Raw genomic sequence first — 22,014 nt, forward strand, 5'->3', positions numbered from 1 at the left:
CACCCCGGGCCCCGCCCCACCGCTTCAAGCGGTGGGGCCCCTGCCCACAGACCCACAGACACCGGACAGGCCCTGATCCCGATGAGGGCTCAGGGCTTGAGCGTGAAGGTGAAGTCGTCGGAGAGCTTGCCGTTCAGCCGGACCGCCGAGACGACTCTCCCCTCCACGATCAGCCGCTCGACCTCGGCCCGGGAAAGACCGCAACCTTCGGCGATCAGTCGCCCCGGCCGGACCGGGATCCGCGCCGCGAAGCGGACCGAGACGTCGATCACCTCACGGTCGGAACAATCCGATCCGCCGGTGTCGAGGCGCCAGGCGCCGTCCCAGTCGAGGGCGATGCGATTACGGCGCCGTAGGACCGGATCCTGGAGCAACTCGGCCGTCAGGCCGGGGTCGTTGTCATGCAGCCGGTCGAGCAGTTCAGGTCGTACGGAGCGCACATTCATCCGCTCCAGGACCGTGAGCTTGGCCGTTTCCCCGCAGGCGATACAGAGCGCGAGGAGCCAGGCGTCGATGAGCTTGTGGTTTGCGTTGACGCGGAATTTGCCGCTTGCCCGGAAGCGCTCGGACGCGCACGCGTGACAACGGCGGAGAACGAGCGGCAGGCAGGTGGGTACGATCACCCAGTTTTCGAGCACAGAAGTACACCGGTTCCAGTGAGAAGTCGGCAGCAAAAAGCAGCGCGGCGCACATGTGCGGCGACGCGCGACGATTCATCGCTCGGGAGGTCTCACAGGGTGTACAACGGCACGTCCTTGCCCAGACGACTGGATTCGGCAGCACGGTAGGGCGCACGGGGGCGCAACTCCACCGGTTTTCGGGCGCCGCATCGCCGGGCCTCGAAACTCTTCGGCCGGGCCTGGGCACGACAAAAGCCCCGTCACAGCGGCTGGACCGGGTGTGACGGGGCCTGGGTCGGCTCACGAAGGCTTCGATCGCCTCGAAGATGTCGCGGTCGGTTTCCTGTTGCCGGGCCGGCGGATCGCGCCGGTCGGCGACACGGCAGGGCTCGGGCTCGCCCGGTAAGCGACGCGGTGGGCGGTGCGTCAGGTGCTGATCGTGGCGACGGGTTCGAGGCCGTAGGTGCGGGCATAGCCGTTCTCGGTGCCGACGAGGAGGTCGAGGACCTCGAAGTAGCGGTCCCAGAAAGGGGTTTCGCGTAGTGCGTCGATGAGGAGCCGGTAGGCGTGGTGGTCGTCGGCTTCCCACACCCAGACGTCGGTGACGCGTGCGGAGTAGAACTCCGTGTCGTAGAAGCGTGACCGGACGCCGGAGGTCTTCGCCTTGATGGCCGGCAGCACGTGGGTGGTGAAGGCTTCCACGCGTTCCGGGACGGTCAGGGCGAGCCACTCGGCTGTGGTCTTGACCAGCATGAACGCCGTGATCGGCGGTTCGGTCTTTTCAGCGGGCATCGGGGTGCCTCCAATATGGCAGGTGGTGTGGGCGCGCCACGGCAGGTGGTGTGGGCGCGCCGGGCTCTGCGTGTTCCGGCGCCGGGTACCGGACTTCAGGAGTCGACGGCGGGCTTGAGGGTCTGCGCGCACCACTGCTCGAAGCTGGTGGGAGAGGCGGTGTCCGGGGTGCGGGCGACGCCGGCGTCGAGGCCCTCGTCCTTGGCCCGCTTCATGTCGACGATGCCCTGGACGAACTCCTCGTTGAGGCCGTAGCCGACGAGCGTGGCGTACATCTCCTCGAGCGACTGGCGCTCGTAGCGGACGGGGCGGCCGAGTTGTTCGGTCATGATGCGGGCCAGGTCGTTGGGGGACAGGTCCTGCGGCCCGAGGACCGCGACGCTGCCGGTGCCGGTCCAGGAGCGGTCCAGCAGCAGGCCGGCGGCGGTGGCCGCGATGTCGGCGACCGCGACGAAGGGGGCCTTGCGGTCGGCGTCGACGGTGTCGATGAACAGGCCCTGCTCGCGGATCGAGTCCACCTCCTCCAGGAGGTTCTCGAAGAAGGACGGGTTGGCCAGGGCCCGGTAGGCGACGCCGGCGTCGGCGATGAGGTCGTCCATGGCGAGGGAGGCGGTGACGAGGCCGGCTCGGTCGGCGAGCCCAGTGCCGCGGCCGAGCGCGGAGACGCCGACGACGTGGCCGACGCCGTGGGCGGCGAGCGCCTTGGCGGCGGGGCGGGTGAAACCGGTCCAGCCGTCCTGGGGGGTCAGGGAGGAGTCCGGGGGGACGAGCCAGAACACGGCGTCCGCACCCTCGAAGGCCCGGTCCAGGACCTCGGCGTCCGCGTGCGAGCCGGTGACCACGTCGACGCGTCCGCGCGCTTCGTCCGGAAGCCGGGCGGGATCACGCACGATCACGCGCAGTTCCTCGCCCGCGACGGGGGCGGACTCCAGGAGCAGCGAGAGCAGGTGACGGCCGATGTTCCCGGTGGGTGCAGTGATGACGATCATGAAAACCTCGTAGGTCGCGCCGGTTCGTTACGCCTGGATCCTGCTGAGGATCTCGGTGCTGCCACAATGGGAACTTCGGCACGGAATCATTGACTGAAATGGAATAATGCTGGTGAGCAGCCCGGATCCGGTCATCGACGCCAATCTCGCCATCGCGCTGGATGCCCTGCTGGCCGAGAACAGCGTGACCCGCGCCGCCGCACGCCTGCACACCTCGCCCGCCGCGATGAGCCGCACCCTCGCCCGGCTGCGCCGCATCCTTCAGGACCCCCTCCTGGTCCGGGCCGGACAGACCATGGTTCCCACCCCACGCGCCCAGGCCCTGCGTGAGGAGGCGGCCTCCGTGGTCCGCAGCCTCGGCGCGCTGCTCAGCCCCGGGGCGAGCGTCGATCCCGCGGGCCTGAGCAGCACCTTCACCCTCCAAGCCGCCGACCTGGTCGGCGCGGCACTGGCTCCCGGACTGCTGCAACTGGGCCGGCGGGAGGCGCCGGGGGTCTCGTTCCGGATCCTGGCCGAAGACCTGGAGGCCGGACCCGCCCTGCGCGACGGCCGGATCGACCTGGAGGTCGGATCCATCGACCACGTGGACCCCGAAACCCGGGTCGAGGAACTGGTCGGCCTCCGCATGGTGGCGGCCGTCCGGCCCGGCCATCCGCTCACCGAGGGGCCGCTGACCCCGGCCCGGCTTGCCGCCGCCCAGCACGTCGCGGTCAGCCGCCGGGGCCGGTTCACCGGCCCCCTCGACACGGCCCTGGGCGAGCGGAACCTCCGCCGGCGGGTCAGCGTCGTCCTCCCCAGCCACCTGGCGGCGATGACCCTCGCCGCCCGCAGCGACGTCGTCTGCCTCGTGCCCGCCGCACTCCCCGGCGCCGCCCCCTCGCCGCTCACCCACGACGCCGACGCCCTCGGACTGCACCTCCTCGACATGCCCCTGGAACTGCCCCCGGTGACCATCGGCATGGCCTGGCACCCCCGACACACAGCCGACGGCGCCCACCACTGGCTCCGCAACACCGTCCGCCGAACCCTCTGCCCCCCGACCCCAACCCCCGAGACCACCGCGGCGAACACGCCCGACCCGGAGTAGTACGGCACCACCCGGCCCCGACGGACGCATGCGCGTTGCCAGCAATCCAAGGTGCGTGCGCGCCCGCCCGTCGGCACGCCCCTCACCCCGTCCGGCTCGGCATCCTTGATGGGCCGGCGGCCCGTCAAGTGTGTACACCGGGCTCGTGGCGAAGCCTTGGCGCATTACGGAGCGCGTGTGTATTGCTTCGCGCGCCGTCTTGTTGCTCTCGACGCCCGAACGACACACTTGAGCACAGACCCTCTGACCCGCATGGACGTAGGGGTCGGGCTCTGCGCTGCATCGGTTGCACGACGAAGCCCCGCCACGTGAGGTGACGGGGCTCGGTCGGCTGGTGGATCAGGCAGCGAGCAACGTGGACAGCAGCGCGAACCAGGATGCGGGGACGACGACCAAGTGGCCGACGCTCAGGTCCTTCGAGTCCCGGTCACGTACGACGGAGAAGCCCGGGGCGACCTCCACGCACTCCGCACGACCTTCCCGATCGGGAGCCTCCATGTGCATGTTCGCCGAACTGCTGCTATCTGCACACGGATCACTGAACCGCGTCGTCGGTTCGGCGGACGAGAGGAAGAACCGGGCGGCTGGGACTCCGTCGGCTGACCACAGCCGGTGCGGTTCGTAGGCCGTCTTCCAAAGCCCGAACCGTTCCGTCTTCGGCTGACCGTCACTCCCGAGCCGTAAAGCCGAGCAGTCCGACATGATCGTCCGGACAAGTTCTAGTCGTTGCCGCTGCCGCCACGGGGCTGTGCCCCCAGCGGGTTCCAGTCACGGGCGTACTCGGCCAGCTTCCGGAAGAACACCGGCGGCGGGACGACTTTGCCCGCATCCCCGATCGGTGACGGCTCCAGCGGTATCAGCAGGTCTGCATGCGAGGAGTGCAACCACAGCGCGTTCTGATACATCGCCGGGATCCGTAGCAGCCGCAGATCGAACCCGGCGTTCGCGAGCTGCGGTAACGCCCGCGCCGCTTTCACCGCACCAGCGGTGGATGCCACGATTTGTCCCTCACTGAAGGACGGTTCCCCAGCTCCCTCCGGCTGTTCCGGGCCCTCGGGGCTCTCGGCACTGGCGATCACTTCACCCCCGGACTCCACCAGGAAGCGCCAGCCCATTGGCCGCGCCCGGTCCAGACTGCCACCGGCCTCGGCGGCGTCGGGTCCCATGACGAACACCTGGTGTGGTGTTGACAGTTCCAGATCCTCCACGCGAGCCGCGCCCAGCTTCTGCAGGCCGGCCCCGTGACCTCTCGCTACCACGCCGAGCGTTGAGCGCGTCTTGTCCCGCGCCCGCACCGGCGGGTCAGGCATATTCAGTGGCATGACGGCTCCCTAAGGCTCGGTGGTGTAGCTGTTGATCCATTCTCCGTTGCCGGAGTACCGCATGCAGAAGTCGGCATAGGTGTAATTCTCGACGCTTCCGCCATTACCCGGATCGTATATGACGACGCGATCCACTCCGCCCACGGATTGGTAGCCGTAAATGAGGACGATGTGCCCCGGCCAGAGCCTATCCCCCACTCTCCAGTGCAGATCCACGAGGATCGGCCGGTTCTGTGTCACCTGCGCTCTTACCTCGGCCACCGTCAAGGGGCGATTGAACACGCGATGCGTGAGACCCATCAATTCCATGGGTCGGTCTGGCCACGAGCCCTGGTTGCAGACACCGCCACCGCCCCCCGGCATTGCCGGCGCCGGACAACATTGGGCACCCGCGTTCCCGCGGTCAATGGCCAATGCGGTGGCCAGCCGGCACTGAGTCCAATCGGACTGCGGGCGATAGTAGCGCTCGACGCTGACCGAGCACGCGTCCCAGCACCAGTTGGTCCGCTGCTGGTGCTGGCCTTGGAAGCCGACCACGACTTGGTCGACCTTCGAGAGAAAGAATTTCTCATAGAGGCCGCCTCCGGTAGTCGTGCCGAACTGGCAGTTGACCGTCCCACCGGGCTCGGCGACCACCCCGGAACCATCCATGCGCATAAAGACTTTCGCGAAGGATGTGGATTCGAATGAGAACGAGCCGTTCGGCTGCTGCTGTAGACGGAACTTCTCGTCCGAGCCGCCCCTGGCGTTGAACTGGCAGTTTACGAGCCCGCCGCCCTGACCGGCGGGGGCGGTGAATCCCGGAGCCGTCATGCGTAAGTAGACATTCGGAAATGCCACCGACTCCACGGAGTACGACCCGTCGCCCTGGCGCCACAGTTTGAACGACTCGTAGGAACCTGCCCCGGGTGAGCAGTTCACCGTCCCGCCGCCATTGGCGGTCTGGGTGGTTACTCCGCTGCCGTTCATGCGCAGGTGAATGTTCTCGAAGTGTGCCGATCTGATGGTAATCGGTGAATCCCCGAGCGTGGCGAGATCAGCTTCGGTCAGGTTGGTCATCGACAATGCCCTCCTCATGGTCGATCAAGCCACCGACGCCTGGAAGGCGCGTGGTGGGTTCCTCATCGTTCTACAGGTGACAAGATCGTTACAAGAGGTGAAAATCCGCCTTACTGTGGTAATCAGCGGCTGAAATCTATAATGTCCTTCATGTGGCTTGCCGGTGTGCTAAGCACGCCTTTGGCTTGAGCTATCCAACCTCGACCTTTCGCGACGGTCCGCCGGCGGAGTTGGTGGACCGTTTCGTGCATTGGGCCGAGGCTGGGCGGGCCAAGAACCCGAGTGTCGTCTCGGGGTGGTGCCGCGTTCCACTGCTCCGGGTGTTGAGCTGCTGCCGTATGAACGAGGAATCCGTCGGCTATCCGGGGCTCGGCAGGAGTGCGCGCCGTTCGAGGGCGTCGGTGATGTGGCTGGTCCAGGGCCGGCGCCGGGCCGGGCGGAAACGAGCGGGTCGAACTACTGGCCCCCGGACCGCCTGCGCGAGCACATCGCCGAAATCGGCGCGTGTGTGAACGACTTCCTCGGCAAGGTCGCGGCCCTCGTCCGCGAACGATTCGGCGGCCGGATCACCTACGCCGCCGTACCGCTGGAACGCGTCGACTGGACGCCCTTCGACACCGTGTCCCTGGACCTCTACCGGTCGGCCGATACCGCCGCGCAGTTCGCCGAGGGCGTCCACGGTCTCGTCGCGTCGCAACAAAAGCCGTTCGCCATCACCGAGTTCGGTGCCGCATGCTTCCGCGGCGCGGGCGACACGGGCGCGCGTGGCCTGGAGATCGTCGAGCACGACAAGGACACCGGCGCACCGATCCACCTGAACGGCGAGTACGTCCGCGACGACGCCGGACAGGCCGGCTACATGCGCGAACTCCTCGAGGCGTTCGACGCCGGAGGCGTCGACAGCACCTTCGTGTTCCTCTTCGCGCTGCACTCCCGCCCGCACCGCCCCGACGGCGACCCCGCGACGACCTGGATCTGGCGAGCTACGGCATCGTCGAGGTCCTGGAGAACCGCCACGGGGACGCCTACCCCGACCTGCCCTGGGAGCCCAAGGCCGCGTTCACCACCCTCGCCGAGTACCACCGAACACACTGAACCGGCCGCCCCGCGAGTCGACGCGAACAGCGGCAACGTCCGACACGGCCTCCTGACACAGTGCCTGATTCCATCGAATCTGCGACCCCTATGGTCGAATGATCCTCGCATCTGCAAGGATGATGATCCGCAAGTGGCGGCTTCTGCCGTGGTTTGCGGGTATCGGCTTCGCTCGGTGGGAGAGGCGCTCGTGACTAGGATCCCGGCCGTGAACATGTTCGGGATCGGTGACGCGGCGGCTCTGCTCGGAGTGAGCGCGGACACGGTGCGGCGGTGGGTGGACTCCGGTCGGCTCGACGCGCGGCGGGACGAGAACGGTCGGCGGGTGGTGGAGGGTGCGGCGCTGGCCGCGTTCGCCCGCTCGGCGGCCGCCGGCGACGCCCGCGCGGACAGCGAGCGACTCGGCTGGTCGTCCGCGCGCAACCGCTTCCGCGGCATCGTCACCGACGTCCGCAAGGACACGGTGATGGCCCAGGTCGAGATCCAGGCCGGGCCGTACCGGGTGGTCTCGCTGATGAGCGCCGAGGCCGCGGACGAACTCGGCCTGCGGGTCGGGGTGCTCGCCACGGCAGTGGTGAAGTCGACGAATGTCATGGTGGAGCGGACCGAGGGCGCGCGTGAGCACTCCCTCGAATAGGTGGGGAGTCGACACGATGGGTGCCATGGGCACGGTGCGGGCCGGACGTGCGGTGTCGGCGGCGCTGCTCGCGGCTGCGCTGATCGCGCTCGCCGGATGCGGCAGCGACGACGACAAGGACGACAAGAAGGTCGACGGGGCCACGCCGCCGGTCGGTGCCGGCGCGTCCGCGCCCGCCGCCGACGCCAAGCCGCTCAAGGGCACCGTCACCGTGTTCGCCGCGGCTTCGCTGACCGAGACGTTCACCGCGCTGGGCAAGCAGTTCGAGTCCGCGCACCCGGGTGTCACGGTCAAGTTCAACTACCTCGGCAGCTCGGCCCTGGCCGCGAGCATCAACCAGGGCGCGCCCGCCGATGTGTTCGCCTCCGCCGACGAGAAGAACATGAAGCTCGTCACCGACGCCAAGAGCGCCGACGGCAGGCCCGCCGCCTTCGCCAAGAACACGTTGCAGATCGCGGTCGCGCCGGGGAACCCGAAGAACATCAAGTCGCTCGCCGACCTCAAGCAGGACGGCCTCAAGGTCGCCCAGTGCGCACCGCAGGTGCCGTGCGGCGCCGCCGCGAAGACGGCCCTCGACGCGGCCGGGGTCAAGTTCACCCCCTCGACGCTCGAACAGGACGTCAAGGCCGCACTCACCAAGCTCACCCTGGGCGAGGTGGACGCCGCCCTCGTCTACCGCACCGACGTCAAGGCGGCTGGCGCCAAGGTGGTCGGCGTGGACTTCCCCGAGTCCGCGCAGGCGGTCAACACGTACCCGATCGTCCCGCTCGCCAAGGCGCCCAACGCGGACGCGGCCAAGGCGTTCGTGGCGTACGTCCTGTCCGAGCCCGGCCGCACGGCCCTGACGACGGCGGGCTTCCAGACACCGTGAGCCAACCTCCTCGGGTCCGCCGCCGCGAGCAGGCCAGGCGCGAGCAAGCCGTGCGCGAGCAAGCCAGGCGCACGCCGTTCGGACGCAGGCGGGCCGATCGCCCCCGACGCGGCGGCGCACCCTTGGCCCTGCTCGTACCCGGCTTGATCGGCCTGGTGTTCCTGGTGCTGCCGCTGCTCGGGCTGTTGATCCGGGCACCGTGGAGCGACCTGGGGAGTCAGCTCGGCAGTACCGAGGTCCGCGAGGCGCTCAAGCTCTCGCTGTTCACCGCGACCGTGGCCACCGGCGTCGTGCTGGTCCTGGGGGTGCCGCTGGCCTGGCTGCTGGCCAGGACCGACTTCCCCGGCCGCCGACTGGTCCGCGCGCTGGTCACGCTGCCGCTGGTGCTGCCGCCCGTGGTGGGCGGTGTCGCGCTGCTCCTGGTGCTCGGCCGCAGGGGCATCGTGGGCGAGTGGTTGGACGAAACCTTCGGCTACACGCTGCCGTTCACCACGACCGGCGTGATCGTGGCCGAGGCGTTCGTGGCCATGCCGTTCCTGGTGATCAGCGTCGAGGGCGCGCTGCGGGCGGCGGATCCGCGCTACGAGGAGGCCGCCGCGACGCTCGGCGCGTCCCGCTGGACCGCGTTCCGCCGGGTCACCCTGCCGCTGATCGCGCCCGGCGTGGCGGCCGGCGCGGTGCTCGCGTGGGCCCGCGCGCTCGGCGAGTTCGGCGCCACCATCACCTTCGCCGGCAACTTCCCGGGCAAGACCCAGACCATGCCGCTCGCCGTCTACCTGGCCCTGGAAACCGACCCGGAGGCGGCGATCGTGCTCTCCCTCGTGCTGTTGGCGGTGTCCGTGCTGATCCTGGCCGGCCTGCGCGAACGCTGGATGACCACTTCGTGACCGGCCCGGACGAAGCGGCCGGCGCGAGTGAATCGACCGCCCCGGACCACGCCGGCGGCCTCGACGCCCACCTCGTCGTCACCCGCGGCGCGTTCCGCCTGGACGTACACCTGACCGCCGCACCCGGCGAGGTGGTCGCGCTGCTCGGCCCCAACGGCGCCGGCAAGAGCACCGCGCTGCGCGCCCTGGCCGGCCTGGTCCCGCTCGGCGCCGGCGGCCACACCAGGCTCGCGGGCGTCGACCTGGAGGACCCGAAGCGGCGGCTGTACACGCCACCCGAGCGGCGACCGGTGGGCGTGGTCTTCCAGGACTACCTGCTCTTCCCGCACCTGTCCGCGCTGGAGAACGTCGCCTTCGGCCCGCGCTGCCAGGGCGTCGGCCGACGCGAGGCCCGCGGCCTGGCGGCGGACTGGCTGGACCGGGTCGGTCTGGGCGAACACGCCGGCGTCAAGCCGGGCCGGCTCTCCGGCGGACAGGCGCAACGGGTCGCGCTCGCCCGCGCGCTGGCCACCCATCCGCGACTGCTGCTCCTGGACGAGCCGTTGGCCGCGCTGGACGCGCGCACCCGGGTGGAGGTGCGCGCGACGCTGCGCCGGCACCTGGCCGACTTCGACGGGGTCGCGGTGGTGATCACCCACGACCCGCTGGACGCGATGGTGCTGGCCGACCGGCTCACCGTGATCGAGGCGGGGCACGCGGTCCAGGACGGTACGCCGGCCCAGGTGGCCCGGCACCCGCGTACCGACTACGTGGCGCGCCTGGTGGGCCTGAACCTGTACCGGGGTACCACCTCGGCCGGCGGCGTCGACCTGCCCGGCGGGCAGCGCCTGGTGGTGGCCGAACTACCGGCTGCGGACGAGGTGTTCGTGGCCTTCCCACCGGCCGCGGTAACGCTGTACCGGAGCCGGCCCGACGGCAGCCCGCGCAACCTGTGGCAGGTCGAGGTGGGCGGCATGGAACTGCACGGCGACACCGTCCGGATCGAACTGACCGGCCCCGTCCCGCTGCTCGCCGACGTCACCCCGCTCGCGGTCGCCGAACTCGAACTCGCGCCCGGCAAGCCGGTGTGGGCAGCGGTCAAGGCGACCGAGGCGCGGGCGTACCCGGCCTGAGCGAGGCACCCGGCCCGGCGGCCTCGCCCTCCCCGGTGCGATGACGGCGCGACCAACGGCAGCGCGCCCGCCGACGGCGCGCCCGATGACAGTGCGACCGTGCACCATGGTCTTCGTGACGAGCCTGACCACCACGGATGCGACCCGCGCGCGGATGAGTCGCCAACGCAGCAAGGACACCGGCGTCGAGGTCGCGCTGCGACGCGTGTTGCACGGCATGGGCCTGCGCTACCGCGTGCACCGCCGCCCGCTCAAGGGCATCCGCCGCGAGGCGGACGTCGTGTTCGGCCCGGCCAAGGTCGCCGTCTACGTCGACGGCTGCTTCTGGCACGGCTGCCCGGTGCACGGGACCTGGCCCAAGCGCAACGCCGAGTTCTGGAAGACCAAGATCGAGGGAAACCGCACCCGCGACGCCGACACCGACCGACGGATGGCGGAGGCAGGCTGGCTGGTCGTGCGGGTCTGGGAGCACGAGGACCCGGTCACGGCGGCGGCCAGGGTGCGGGAGGCGGTGATCGCCCGACGCGCGGCCGGCTAACCTGTCCGCATGGCACGACCCATCACCATGATCGACCTGTTCGCGGGCTGCGGTGGAATGACGTCCGGATTCACCGCCGCGAAGGGCTTTCGGCCGGTCATGGCGGTCGAGTGGAATCTGCACGCCGCCGCGACCTACGCCGCCAACTTCGGCGAGGCGCACATGCGCTGGGGCGACATCGCGGAAATCCCGGACAAGGACATCCCGCGCGCCGACCTGATCATCGGCGGCCCGCCCTGCCAGGGCTTCTCCAACCTGGGCAGCCGCAACGTCGAGGACCCGCGCAACAAGCTCTGGAAGGAATACCTGCGCTTCGTGCGCCGGGCCAGGCCCAAGGTGTTCGTGATCGAGAACGTGGACCGCTTCCAGAAGTCCGCCGAATTCGCGCTGCTGCTCGCGGAGGCCCGGCCCGGCGGCCTCCTGGAGGGGTACGTGTTGACCGACGCGCTGCTCCCGGCGGTGGACTACGGCGTTCCGCAGCGGCGCAAGCGGGCGATCGTGATCGGCTCCCGGATCGGTGAGATCACCGTCCCCGAGCCGACCCACGGCCCCGGCCGCCCACTGCGCTGGAATACCGTCCGCGACGCGATCGAGCACCTGCCGAGGGTCCCCGGTACGACCAGCCTGCCGGTTGCCAAAACCGAGTTCTTCGGCCGCAGCGTGCCCGGCGTGTTCAAGGAGGCCGACCTGCACCTGGCCCGCACGCCGATCGAGCGTTCGCTGCTGCGCTACGACTGCGTCCCGCCCGGCGGCGGCCGATTCGACCTGCCGGACCACCTGCTGCCGGACTGCTGGCGCAACAAGAAGACCGGCACGACGGACGTGATGGGCCGGATGCGCTGGGACCATCCGTCCCTGACCATCCGGACCGAGTTCTACAAGCCGGAGAAGGGTCAGTACCTGCACCCGCAGTGGAATCCGGACGATCCGACCGACCGGGTCAACCGCCCGATCACGCATCGCGAGGCGGCCCGGCTCCAGTCCTTCCCGGAGACCTTCGTGTGGTGCGGCTCCAAGACCGAGATCGCCCGGCAGATCGGCAACGCGGTGCCGCCCGGGCTCGCGGAGGCGATCGCCCGGCACTTGAAGCCGCGATTGCTGGCGGCGCGGTAGCGCACCGAGCGCGCGGGCGCGGGAGGAGCGAGGCCCACCGGTCGCGGCTCAGGCGCTCGGGGCACCCTCGCCGTCGCCCGTCCCCGCGTCGTCCGTCTCCGCGTCCAAGCCGTACATCCGGGGCGGGAGCTGCTGCTCCGCCCAGTCCAAGTCCGCGTCCAGGTCGAGCCAGATGCGGTCCCGGCGATCGTCCGGGGCGTCGAGGTGGATCGCGACCCAGGTGAAGATGCCGCACACCGTGGCCCGGGCCCGGTCCGGCGCGCTGATCTGCGCCGCGAACCAGACGGCCACGCCGGCCCGGGTGGGGATCAGAAACTGCTCGTTGTCCGGGGCGGGCCGACCGGTGGTCGCGCAGCGCGGCGGTTCCAGCACCTTCATCCAGGTCAGCACCGCGCCCGGAGCCTGGTCCTCGAAGCACTCGGTGACCGATTCGCGGATCGCGCCGGCCGGGTCCTCGCCGAGCCAGCCGAACCACGCGTCGTCCTCGAGCAGCTTGGTGAAGTCGTCCCGCGGCGGCCCGTGGTGCGGGTTCTCCCGGTACTCGCCGGTCAGCAGCCCGTCCGGACCGACCACCCACGCGCCTCGGATCGCCTCACCGGGCACGTATCCGTTGGGGTCGTCGGCGAACGCCGGATCGATCTCGGCGACAGAGCCGCCCGGGCTCCGCGCGGCGGCGGCGAGCAGTCCCTGATCGTCCGGAACCCGGCGCCGAGTTCCGGAACCGGTTGCCGAGGACTCACCCATGCGTGCCACTCTCCTGTGCGGTCGATCCCGTGCGGTCGATGGCGTCGCGGGCCGATCGGTTCGGCCCGGGACGAGTGCGCAATTCTCGCGCACGGGGCGCGGGCGTGGTCGGCCCGGGTCAGCGCCCCCAGGCCGCCGTGATCGCGGCCCTGTGCTCGGCGGCGCGCTCGCGAGCTTCGGCGGCCTCGGCGGACCGGCCCAGGGCGTCGGCCAGGCGGGCCCGGCCCAGCCAGTTGTACGGGCTGGTCGGGCGGAGATTGATCCGCTCGCTGAGCAGCGTCCGGGCCAGGTTGTGCCGGTTCCCCCGCAGCGCCGCCTCGACCAGGGTCTGCTGGATCGCGTCGCGCTGGGCGTGGCTGCCGCCGAAGGTGTTCAGGTGGTGCCGGATCGGGACGAGGATGTCGACGGTGTCCGCGTACCGGCCCTGTTCGAAGGCGACCAGCGCGCGGCAGACCGGCAGGCCGACCTGCGCTGTCATCCGGTCGTTGGCCACCTCTCGGTGGGGTGTGCCGAGCCGGCTCTCGCGGTCCTCGATCACCGCCTGCGCGGCGGCGATCCGGCCGGCGCCGAGGTAGGCCATCACGGCGTGCGTGTCGTTGAACGCGTAATACGGGACGTCCGCGCGGGCCGCCCACGCGTCGGCGAGCCGGTTCCAGCGCTCGACCTGCGCGTTGCCGGTGAGGTGAATGCGCCACAACAGGGCCGAGGCGTCCAGGAGTTCCATCGCGACACCGAGCGACTTGTCGTTGTGCAGTACCGCGTCGTGGATGGCCAGCGCGCGATCGATCGCGCCGGCCTCGATCGAGAACAGGCCGTAGTGCCACCAGTTGTGCACGTTCAGGTAGTTGCCGCCCGTCCAGTCGGCGGTGCGGGCGTCCAGGTAGCGGATGCCCTCGGCGAACCGGCCCTGCATCTCGTAGGTGTGCACCACCGCGTGGATCGCCCACACGTCGCGCGGATTCGCGGCCACGGCGGCCGACCCGGCCTCCTCGGAGCGCGCGTAGTGGCCGGTCTCCTCCAGGCCGAACGCGGCCATCCCCAACACCGGACCGTAGTGCGGATCGTCCCGATCCCACGCGCTCAGCGCGCCGCCGACCCGATCGCGCAGGCGCAGCGCGTCGCCGGTGAGGAAGTCGATCTGATGGCCGACCAGCAGCGCGAGCGCGTCCCGGGGGTACGCCACGACCAACTCGTGCAGAATGTCGCCGGCCCGGTGGATGTCGCCGGCCAGCCACGCCTCGGCGGCCCGCATGTGCGCGACCTCGCGGGCGCCGACCCGGGTGGGGGTCGGCACGAACGCGGCGTAGCGCTCGTTCGCGGCGGCGGCGTCCACCGACTCGGTGCCCAGCAGGCCCAGATAGGCCGCGAACACGTTGGCCATCGGCGCGTTCGGATCGGCCAGCAGCGCCGCCTCGACCTCGGTGCTCACCTCGGGCCGGAAGAACAACAGCGCGTCGAGCGCACGTTCATAGTGCCGGACCGCCTCCGGACCCATGCCGGACAGTTCGAGCCCGTGCCGATCCACCGTGCCCATCGCGGGGTCCTTCCGTCGCGCCGATGAGACCCGATTAAACACGCCTCGCGGATCGCGCGAACTCAGGACGCGGCGGCCTCCCACGCGCCCGGGGACCGGTAGTGGTTGTTGTGGCCCGCCGCCAGGACGGTACGCAGGCGCTCGACGTCGGGGGTGTCGGCGGGCAGGCGCAGCCGGCCGAGCAGGGCGAGGCCGGCCGCCGTGTCGAGGCTGCCGTGGACATCCCCGTAGCTGCCCCGAAGCCCCTGGAACAGGGCCGGGTGCAGCTCGGGCCGGGCCGCCGCGGCCTGGTACACCGGGTACTTGAGCGGCCACGGCACCGGGCCCGAGCACTCCAGCACACGGCCGGCCCGCCGGAACAACGGCTCGTCCCGGGCGACTCGACCCAACCGGTCGAGATCGTTGCCCAGCACCTCGGCGAACGCCCGCTCCACGGTGCCTCGATCCTCGAACCAGTCCACCCAAAGGGAGTAACCGACCGCCGCGTACTCCCGTTCCGCCTCCAACCGGGCGCGGTAGCCGGCCCAGAACACGTCCGCGGGAGGCGGGTCGGTCCTGCTCGCCAGCGCGAAACGCATCTCGCAGGTCACCCAATAGTCGTCCAACAGGTCCAGGAACCCGAACGCGAGCCGCAACCGCCCGGCCCCGTCCAGGTCCGGATCCGTGATCGCGACATCAACCCAGGAATGCGCCAGCTCGTTGCCGGTCATCGGTTCGTCGGGTGTCTCGGCGTCTCGCCACGTGCCGTCGTCGGACTCGGTGATGCCTTCGATGGCGAGCCAGGCCCGGGCGTGCTCCGCGTCGTCGTCCATGAGACAAGTGTGTCGGAACGGGACGGGAACACGGTCGGGCCGGGCGCGACGCCTATTCGCCCACCGGAGAGCCCAGTTCGCGCAACGCGGTGTCCAAGGGTGACGCGGACACCTCCAGGATCTTCGTCGTCACCGTCGCGTCGAGGATGGACGCGCCCTCGGTGAGGTAGAGCATCTCCTCGACCTCCGCCATGATCGGGTTCTCCGGGCCGATCGCGCGCATCTCCTCGGCCGTCAACCGGGTCAGCCGGGGGGCGGGTGAGCCGGTCAGCTCGGCGAGGCGTGCGGTGAGGTCCCGGATGGAGCCGGTCGACGACGGTACGTGCCACGCCCGTCCCCAGGACTCGGCCGACCGCGCCGCCGCGACGAGGGTGCGGGCCACGTCGCCGATGTAGGACCAGCTCTGCGGCGCGTCCAGGTCGCCGGGGATCGCGGCCGGGGTGCCGGCGAGCACCTGCGGGACGACCAGGAAGTTGTACAACGAGCCCGCTCCCGCACCCAGGAAGTCGCTCGCCCGGACCTCGGTGACCAGGACCCGGCCCGCGTCGTGCGCGGCCAGCGCGTTCGTCCACATCTCCGCGCGGACGCGGCCCTTGACGGTGGTCGGGGCCATCGGCAGGTCCTCGGTCATCGGCCCGTCCACCGGGCCGTAGCCGTACAGGTTGCCGAGCATCACGTAGTGCGCCCCCGTGCGCTCCGCCGCCGTCAACATCGCCGCGGCCAGCGGCGGCCAGTCGATGGGCCAGCGATCGTAGGGCGGCATCGCGCAGTTGAACAACGTCCGCGCGCCACTCGTGAGCTCGATCAGGCGGGCGGTATCGGTCGCGTCGGCGGCGACACGTTCGATCAGCGGATGCGGCGGGCCGCCACCGCGGCGGCTGACCACCCGGACCCGCTCACCCGACTCGGCGAGCAGCAGTGCGGTGGCCGAGCCGGTGGCACCGGCACCGACGACGACGTGGAAGACGGATGACGAGGACATCAGGGCTCCGGGAAGGGGAGAAGGGGAAGCGAAGGGGAAGCGAAGGGGAAGTAGAGGTGTCCGAGAAGGACGTGATCACCCTCCCGCCCGCGTCGGGGCGTACGGTAGTGGCCGGAATGCCAAACATCCGGAGGTTCGGGCCATGCATCGAATAGCCGTTGTGGCCGTGCCACCGGTGACCACGTTCGACCTGTCCATCCCGGAACTGGTGCTCGGTGGCGTCGACTTGGTCGAGGGCGCGGCCGGTTACCGGGTGCGGGTGTGTACCGCCGAGCCCGGCGCCGTGGTCGGCACCGGCAGCCTGGACATCGTGGTGTCGCACGGCCTCGACGCGATCGACGACGCCGAGACGGTGATCGTCACCGGCACGGGTGCGCGCGCCGATGCCGACCCGCGCGTCCTGGCCGCGCTGCGTGACGCCGCGGCGGCGGGGAAGCGGATGGCGTCGATCTGCACCGGCGCGTTCGTGCTGGCCCAGGCGGGCCTTCTGGACGGGCGCGCGGCCACCACGTACTGGATGATGACCGAGGAGTTCCGCCGCCGCTTCCCGGCCGTGGACCTGGTTGTACGTCGAGGACGGCCCGATCCTGACCTCCGCCGGTCTGTCCGCCGGGATCGACCTGTGCCTGCACCTGATCCGGACCGACTACGGCGCCGCCACGGCCAACACGGTCGCGCGTCTGGTCGTTGCCGCGCCGGTACGCCCCGGCGGCCAGGCCCAGTTCATCGAATCACCGCTCCCACCGGAAAGCGGTGTGTCGCTCGCCGGCACCCGGGCCTGGGCCCTGGCCCGGCTCGACGAACCGCTCACGCTGGCCGACCTCGCCGCGCACGCGAGCACCAGCGTGCGCACCCTCACCCGACGCTTCCACGCCGAGACGAGCCTCAGCCCACTGCAATGGCTGCTCCACCAACGGGTGGATCGGGCAAGGGAGTTGCTGGAGACCACCGACCTGTCCATGGAACTGGTGGCACACCACAGCGGCATCGGCACCACCGACTCGCTGCGCAAACACCTGGTCCGCCGCACCGGCCTGACCCCCAGCGGCTATCGCGCGGCGTTCACCCGCACCCCCACCGAGCCGGCGGCCACCGCCGCCCGGACCCCGAACCCGTAGGGGACGCGCAATCGGCCGGGCGTGTAGGGGACGGCAAGCCGGTCGCGCGCCCGGGGTTGCATGCCCGCTACGCGGTCACGGTCGGGCCGTCCGCTACGCGCGCGGGTTGCACGTCCGCTACGCGCCCGCCACCCGCGCACCACAGGACCAACCCGCTCCGCTGTGCCCGACTCGACTGCGGCCGCGATCCCGCAGCGGATGGGTGACCTGCCCCGTAGGGGCCAAGCATCCCGGCTCGGAGAGACCGGCTCGACCCCGAACCCGTAGGGGACGCGCAACCGGCCGGCCGCGTAAGGGACGAGCAAGCCCGGTCGGTGCGCGCGGGTTGCATGCCCGCTACGCGGTCACGGTCGGGCCGTCCGCTACGCGCGCGGGTTGCACGTCCGCTACGCGCCCGCCACCCGCGCACCACAGGACCAACCCGCTCCGCTGTGCCCGACTCGACTGCGGCCGCGATCCCGCAGCGGATGGGTGACCTGCCCCGTAGGGGCCAAGCGCCCCGGCTCGGAGAGACCGGCTCGACCCCGAACCCGTAGGGGACGCGCAACCGGCCGGCCGCGTAGGGGACGAGCAAGCCCGGTCGGTGCGCGCGCGCATGCCCGCTACGCGGTCACGGTCGGGCCGTCCGCTACGCGCTCGGGTTGCACGCCCGCTACGCGCCCCTGCGGCCGGCCGGTCGGCCGCCGCCGGTGGGCAGGTGGCCTGATCGGTCGTCGACCCGGGCGGGCCTCGGTGGCCGGTTCGCGGAGGGAGGGGGTTCCGGCTTATCCGACTCGTGGCCGCGTGGGATCGTCGGACGATGTACGAACCTGGTCGGCGGAACAGTGCGGCGTTCGGGCCCGTTCGGGGGCACGGGCAGGACGACACGCCCTTCACGCATCGGGGCTTCGGGGATGCCGACGTGGTGCTGGATCTTCCGGTGCCGGGTCGGCCGGCCCTGTTGCAGGTCGAGAGCGCGCCGGGGCGACACGTGCGGTTGTGGCGCATCGATCGACCGGGTGGGCCGGCCGAGGAGTGTGTCTACGACGGTCCGCGTGAGGGCTCCGACGGCAGCATCCTGATCTCGGACCAGGGGCTGCGGACGGTGCGGGTCCGGTGTTCCGGCGCGTGGTCCTTGCAGCTCAAAGAACCGGATGCGGCGCGGGAGTTCGAGCGCTCGGTGGAGGGCTTCGGCAGCGAGGTGGTCTGCTACACGGGACCGCTCGGGGTGGCCAGGCTCACCGGCGACCGGTCGGGTGGGCAGGTCGAGGTCCGCATGGTGCCGCCGAGGGAAGGGGCGGATACGGGGGGCTGGCGGGGGATCGATGAGCGTCGGGAACAAGTTTGGCAGGCACCGGAGTTCGAGGTCGCCGGACCGCGGCTGCTGGTTGTCACCGCGGGTGGGGCGTGGTCGCTCGACGTCGACCCGACGCCGCCCATTCGGCCCGATCTGCCCGAGGGTACGTTCGTGCTGCACGGCGTGGGCGACCTGGCGGCGATCGTGCCGATCACCCACCCGTCCGAGGTCTCGGTGTTGGAGGCGGTTTGGGTGTCGGGAGGCGAATTCACCTTGGTGTGTGGAGAGCCGAGGATCGCCGGCGCCCCCCTTCACCGGCTGGGGCCGGATCGGCCGTGTCTGCGGATTCGGCCCGGCGTCCGGGTTCGGGGTGGGATGCCGATTCAGATCTTCGGGCGCGGGAGCGAGTGGGAGATACGGACGACCACACCCACAGACACACCTTCGGGCACCGGCTTGGGCGTGGCCGATTACGACGCGGCGGACGTGGCGGGGTTCCGCGTACTCCCGACGCCGGTGACTTACGGCCCCGACGAGCGGAGTTGGAAGCTGGGGGTGGCAACCGTGCGGTGGCGGCAGGCGGTATACCTGCCCGAGCGCGAGGCCGACCCGGAGCCCGATCCCGAGTCGCAGCACGCGGGTAAGGCGGCCGACACGTCGAACCCACCCCGACCGAGGCGCTCTTGGCCCGGCCGTCTGCTTGACCGGCTGCGCCTGCGGCCTCCGTCCGGCGACTGACCGACACCTCGCCCACGACACGTCCGTCGACCCGGGAGCCGCCCGACCGGACCGCCCCCGCGCGGCGGGTTCGTCACGCCGGCTCGAACTCCGCCTCCCGCATTCCCAACAACCGCCCCAGCGCGCTGCGCCCCTCCTCGGTCGCCCGGACCGCCCGACCCGTGCCGACCCGCTCCGTCCACCCCCGGGCACCGAACAGCCGGCACAGTTCGGCGCCGGCCGTGCCCGCGAGGTGGTGGCGGCGTTCGGTCCAGTCCAGGCAGGGCCGGGCCAACGGGCGCTTGCGAGACGTGGTGAGGTCGGCGCCCAGGTCGGTGAGCCACGCGATGCCCGGGTCGGTGAGCGCGAAGCCGGTGTCCTGGCGTAGCAGATCCCGGGCGGTGAGCGCGTCGGTGATCGCCACGCCCAGCCGGCCGGCCAGGTGGTCGTAGCAGGTGCGGCCCCTGGCCAGGGCCGCGCCCGCCGAGTGCGCGCGCAGCGTGTTCGCCGGACGGGTGGTCACGGGCGTCGCGTACGCGGCCAGGTCCTCGACCATGCGGGCCACACCCGGGTCCGCGAGCCGGACGTACCGGTGTCGGCCCTGCCGTTCTTGGACCAGCAGGCCGCCCTCGACCAATCGGGTCAGATGCTCGCTGATCGTGGACGGCGCGACCCCGCAGTGCCGAGCCAGTTCGCCGCCCGTCCAGGCACGGCGGTCCAGGAGGGCGAGGCAAACCGCCGCGCGCGTCTCGTCCGCGAGGAGTGCGGCGAGCGCGGCGAGTCGCGGGACCGAATCCGGGTCGGTGGCACGTGCGATCGAGTCCATGTCGCCATCATCGGCCGGCGACGCTTCGGCGCGCGCCGAAGGGTGCGCCGCCGTGTCGCACGCCTGACGCCCTGTCAAGATGGACGGGTGCCCCTACCCCTCGCCGGTGTCACCGTCGTCTCCCTGGAACAGGCCATCGCCGCGCCGTACGCGACTCGGCAACTGGCCGATCTGGGCGCGCGCGTGATCAAGATCGAGCGCCCGGGCGCGGGCGATTTCGCCCGCGCGTACGACGAGACCGTCGAGGGATTGTCGAGCCACTTCGTCTGGGCGAATCGCGGGAAGGAAAGCCTCGCGCTCGACCTCAAGGACGAGCGCGCGGCGGAAATCCTGGACCGCCTGCTCGCCCGCGCGGACGTGTTCGTGCAGAATCTCGCGCCCGGCGCGGCGGATCGATTGGGCCTGGGCGCGGCGGATTTGCGGGCCAGATTTCCCCGGCTGATCGTCTGTGGAATATCGGGTTATGGGACTTCGGGTCCCTATCGCGACAAGAAGGCGTACGACCTGCTGGTGCAATGCGAGGCCGGTCTGCTCTCGGTCACCGGGACACCGGACGCGCCCGCCAAGGCCGGCATCCCGATCGCCGACATCGCCGCCGCGATGTATGCCTTCACCGGCATGCTGACCGCGCTCTACGAGCGCCGGGTCACCGGCGAGGGCAGTGCGTTCGAGGTGTCCATGCTGGACGCGCTCGGCGAGTGGATGGGCTTCCCGTACTACTTCGCGACCTACGGCGGGACGCCTCCGCCGCGCACCGGCGCGCGACACGCGGCGATCGCGCCGTACGGTCCGTACCGCGTCGGCGACGGCGGCCAGGTGTTCGTCGGTGTGCAGAACGACCGCGAATGGGCCGCGCTGTGCGAGCGGGTGCTGGGTCGTCCGGACCTGATCGACGACCCCCGGTTTCGGAGCAACTCGTTGCGCGTGGCCGGCAACGAGCGGCTCACGGAGTTGATCGAGGCGGCCTTCGCGGACCGCGGCGCCGCCGAGATCGTGGCGAGCCTGGACGAGGTGGGCATCGCCAACGCCCGGATGCGCACCGTCGGCGAGTTCGCCGAGCACCCGCAACACGCCGCGCGGGACCGGATGCGCACGATCGACTCGCCCGCCGGTCCGCTGCGCGCGCTGCTGCCGCCGGTCACGGTGACCGGTCGCGAGGCGGCGATGGGCCCGATCCCGGCGGTCGGCGAACACACGGCGGCGATCCTGGCCGAGTTGGGGATCGAACCCGAGTGAGCGGTGGCCTCCCGCGGGGGCGTCCGGGCGCGGGGCAGCCGGGGTGCGAAGTCGGAGCGCCGGGTCCGAGTACGGGGTCCGAGTGCGGGTCCGACCGCGCGGGGTCCGAGTGCGGGGTCGAGAAGAAATATTTCGTGCCTTCCGGGGTCGAGGACTTTTCCGTGCTAGCCTCGGGGCAGTTGCAGTAGTGGTTCCCATGAATTTTGTGAGCGCCTTACGGTCGTGACCGTCGGGCGCTTTTTGTTTATGTCGAACCGGGTTCATGTGAAAAATGGATTGCTGTTGCGACTTGGACATGCGCACGTGCGCATTTCCATTTGGCACCACGAAGGAGATTTGTATGGCTACTGGAACCGTGAAGTGGTTCAACGCGGAAAAGGGCTTCGGCTTCATCCAGGCGGACGACGGCGGCCCGGATGTTTTCGCGCACTACTCGGCGATCCAGTCGCAGGGCTACCGTGAGCTTGTCGAGGGCCAGAAGGTCTCCTACGACGCTGTTCAGGGCCAGAAGGGCCCGCAGGCGGAGAACATCACCGTCTGACGGCACATCATCGCCGAGCGGGGGGGGGGGGGGGGGGGGGGGGGGGGGGGGGGGGGGGGGGGGGGGGGGGGGGGGGGGGGGGGGGGGGGGGGGGGGGGGGGGGGGG

At 70.9% G+C, this 22,014-nt stretch carries 21 protein-coding genes and 1 pseudogene; 11 read left to right on the top strand and 11 right to left on the bottom strand.

What is annotated here, in order from left to right:
* Positions 1-89 precede the first annotated feature (89 nt).
* The 3 genes from ACZ4FV_RS47565 to ACZ4FV_RS47575 all read right to left on the bottom strand — a co-directional run bounded on the left by ACZ4FV_RS47565 (position 90) and on the right by ACZ4FV_RS47575 (position 2,401).
* Positions 90-638, bottom strand: coding sequence for a DUF1062 domain-containing protein (locus ACZ4FV_RS47565; RefSeq protein WP_465327364.1), 549 nt, complete (start codon positions 636-638; stop codon positions 90-92).
* 408 nt (positions 639-1,046) lie between these two features.
* Positions 1,047-1,412 (bottom strand): darcynin family protein, encoded by a 366-nt coding sequence (locus tag ACZ4FV_RS47570; RefSeq protein WP_395859480.1) that lies wholly within the window; start codon positions 1,410-1,412, stop codon positions 1,047-1,049.
* Between the two features lie 95 nt (positions 1,413-1,507).
* A complete protein-coding gene (locus ACZ4FV_RS47575; protein ID WP_395859479.1) occupies positions 1,508-2,401 on the bottom strand; it encodes an NAD(P)H-binding protein in 894 nt (297 codons plus the stop codon).
* 106 nt (positions 2,402-2,507) lie between these two features.
* Here ACZ4FV_RS47575 and ACZ4FV_RS47580 point away from each other — a divergent pair, with 106 nt between their 5' ends.
* Complete coding sequence (locus ACZ4FV_RS47580) at positions 2,508-3,488, top strand: LysR family transcriptional regulator (RefSeq protein WP_395859478.1); 981 nt, start codon at positions 2,508-2,510, stop codon at positions 3,486-3,488.
* Positions 3,489-3,827: 339 nt separating this feature from the next.
* Here ACZ4FV_RS47580 and ACZ4FV_RS47585 read toward each other — a convergent pair whose 3' ends face one another.
* The 3 genes from ACZ4FV_RS47585 to ACZ4FV_RS47595 are packed head-to-tail and all read right to left on the bottom strand — an operon-like array spanning position 3,828 to position 5,869.
* A complete protein-coding gene (locus tag ACZ4FV_RS47585; RefSeq protein WP_465327373.1) occupies positions 3,828-4,190 on the bottom strand; it encodes a DUF397 domain-containing protein in 363 nt (120 codons plus the stop codon).
* Positions 4,191-4,207: 17 nt separating this feature from the next.
* Entirely contained in the window at positions 4,208-4,810 is a 603-nt protein-coding gene (locus ACZ4FV_RS47590) for a hypothetical protein (RefSeq protein WP_395859476.1), read from the bottom strand.
* Between the two features lie 9 nt (positions 4,811-4,819).
* The gene (locus tag ACZ4FV_RS47595; RefSeq protein WP_395859475.1) at positions 4,820-5,869 is read right to left on the bottom strand and encodes a C39 family peptidase; all 1,050 of its coding nucleotides are present in this window, start codon (positions 5,867-5,869) and stop codon (positions 4,820-4,822) included.
* Positions 5,870-7,178: 1,309 nt separating this feature from the next.
* Here ACZ4FV_RS47595 and ACZ4FV_RS47600 point away from each other — a divergent pair.
* The 6 genes from ACZ4FV_RS47600 to ACZ4FV_RS47625 all read left to right on the top strand — a co-directional run bounded on the left by ACZ4FV_RS47600 (position 7,179) and on the right by ACZ4FV_RS47625 (position 12,122).
* Positions 7,179-7,601, top strand: coding sequence for a TOBE domain-containing protein (locus tag ACZ4FV_RS47600; RefSeq protein ID WP_449766237.1), 423 nt, complete (start codon positions 7,179-7,181; stop codon positions 7,599-7,601).
* Between the two features lie 25 nt (positions 7,602-7,626).
* Positions 7,627-8,472 carry a molybdate ABC transporter substrate-binding protein gene (modA, locus tag ACZ4FV_RS47605; protein ID WP_465327377.1) on the top strand — a complete coding sequence of 282 codons (846 nt, stop codon included), beginning with the start codon at positions 7,627-7,629 and terminating at the stop codon, positions 8,470-8,472.
* Between the two features lie 50 nt (positions 8,473-8,522).
* Positions 8,523-9,359: an ABC transporter permease gene (locus ACZ4FV_RS47610; protein ID WP_395859899.1), complete on the top strand. Its 837-nt coding sequence runs from the start codon at positions 8,523-8,525 to the stop codon at positions 9,357-9,359.
* Positions 9,356-10,471 (top strand): ABC transporter ATP-binding protein, encoded by a 1,116-nt coding sequence (locus ACZ4FV_RS47615; protein ID WP_465327379.1) that lies wholly within the window; start codon positions 9,356-9,358, stop codon positions 10,469-10,471. The genes ACZ4FV_RS47610 and ACZ4FV_RS47615 overlap by 4 nt, the downstream gene beginning before the upstream one ends.
* A gap of 106 nt (positions 10,472-10,577) precedes the next feature.
* A complete protein-coding gene (locus tag ACZ4FV_RS47620; protein ID WP_395859897.1) occupies positions 10,578-11,009 on the top strand; it encodes a very short patch repair endonuclease in 432 nt (143 codons plus the stop codon).
* 9 nt (positions 11,010-11,018) lie between these two features.
* Complete coding sequence (locus ACZ4FV_RS47625) at positions 11,019-12,122, top strand: DNA cytosine methyltransferase (protein WP_465327381.1); 1,104 nt, start codon at positions 11,019-11,021, stop codon at positions 12,120-12,122.
* A 48-nt stretch (positions 12,123-12,170) separates the two neighbouring features.
* Here ACZ4FV_RS47625 and ACZ4FV_RS47630 read toward each other — a convergent pair whose 3' ends face one another.
* The 4 genes from ACZ4FV_RS47630 to ACZ4FV_RS47645 form a co-directional block, all read right to left on the bottom strand.
* Entirely contained in the window at positions 12,171-12,866 is a 696-nt protein-coding gene (locus ACZ4FV_RS47630) for a hypothetical protein (protein ID WP_465327384.1), read from the bottom strand.
* Positions 12,867-12,984: 118 nt separating this feature from the next.
* Positions 12,985-14,400, bottom strand: a complete 1,416-nt coding sequence (locus ACZ4FV_RS47635) for a tetratricopeptide repeat protein (RefSeq protein ID WP_402237699.1) — start codon at positions 14,398-14,400, stop codon at positions 12,985-12,987.
* A 62-nt stretch (positions 14,401-14,462) separates the two neighbouring features.
* Positions 14,463-15,212, bottom strand: a complete 750-nt coding sequence (locus ACZ4FV_RS47640) for a hypothetical protein (protein ID WP_402237698.1) — start codon at positions 15,210-15,212, stop codon at positions 14,463-14,465.
* A 52-nt stretch (positions 15,213-15,264) separates the two neighbouring features.
* Positions 15,265-16,194 carry an NAD-dependent epimerase/dehydratase family protein gene (locus ACZ4FV_RS47645; RefSeq protein WP_465327387.1) on the bottom strand — a complete coding sequence of 310 codons (930 nt, stop codon included), beginning with the start codon at positions 16,192-16,194 and terminating at the stop codon, positions 15,265-15,267.
* 142 nt (positions 16,195-16,336) lie between these two features.
* Here ACZ4FV_RS47645 and ACZ4FV_RS47650 point away from each other — a divergent pair.
* Positions 16,337-17,312 (top strand): annotated as a pseudogene (locus ACZ4FV_RS47650) (GlxA family transcriptional regulator).
* 799 nt (positions 17,313-18,111) lie between these two features.
* Entirely contained in the window at positions 18,112-19,326 is a 1,215-nt protein-coding gene (locus tag ACZ4FV_RS47655) for a hypothetical protein (RefSeq protein WP_395859465.1), read from the top strand.
* A 73-nt stretch (positions 19,327-19,399) separates the two neighbouring features.
* On the opposite strand, the gene ACZ4FV_RS47660 is transcribed toward ACZ4FV_RS47655, so the two are convergent.
* The gene (locus ACZ4FV_RS47660; RefSeq protein WP_402237692.1) at positions 19,400-20,131 is read right to left on the bottom strand and encodes an ArsR/SmtB family transcription factor; all 732 of its coding nucleotides are present in this window, start codon (positions 20,129-20,131) and stop codon (positions 19,400-19,402) included.
* A gap of 87 nt (positions 20,132-20,218) precedes the next feature.
* On the opposite strand from ACZ4FV_RS47660, the gene ACZ4FV_RS47665 reads away from it, so the two are divergent.
* Both ACZ4FV_RS47665 and ACZ4FV_RS47670 read left to right on the top strand, forming a co-directional pair.
* A complete protein-coding gene (locus tag ACZ4FV_RS47665) occupies positions 20,219-21,367 on the top strand; it encodes a CaiB/BaiF CoA transferase family protein (RefSeq protein WP_395859463.1) in 1,149 nt (382 codons plus the stop codon).
* A 340-nt stretch (positions 21,368-21,707) separates the two neighbouring features.
* The gene (locus ACZ4FV_RS47670; RefSeq protein ID WP_026218153.1) at positions 21,708-21,908 is read left to right on the top strand and encodes a cold-shock protein; all 201 of its coding nucleotides are present in this window, start codon (positions 21,708-21,710) and stop codon (positions 21,906-21,908) included.
* Positions 21,909-22,014 lie beyond the last annotated feature (106 nt).

It is taken from the genome of Embleya sp. NPDC025285 (assembly GCF_055558835.1).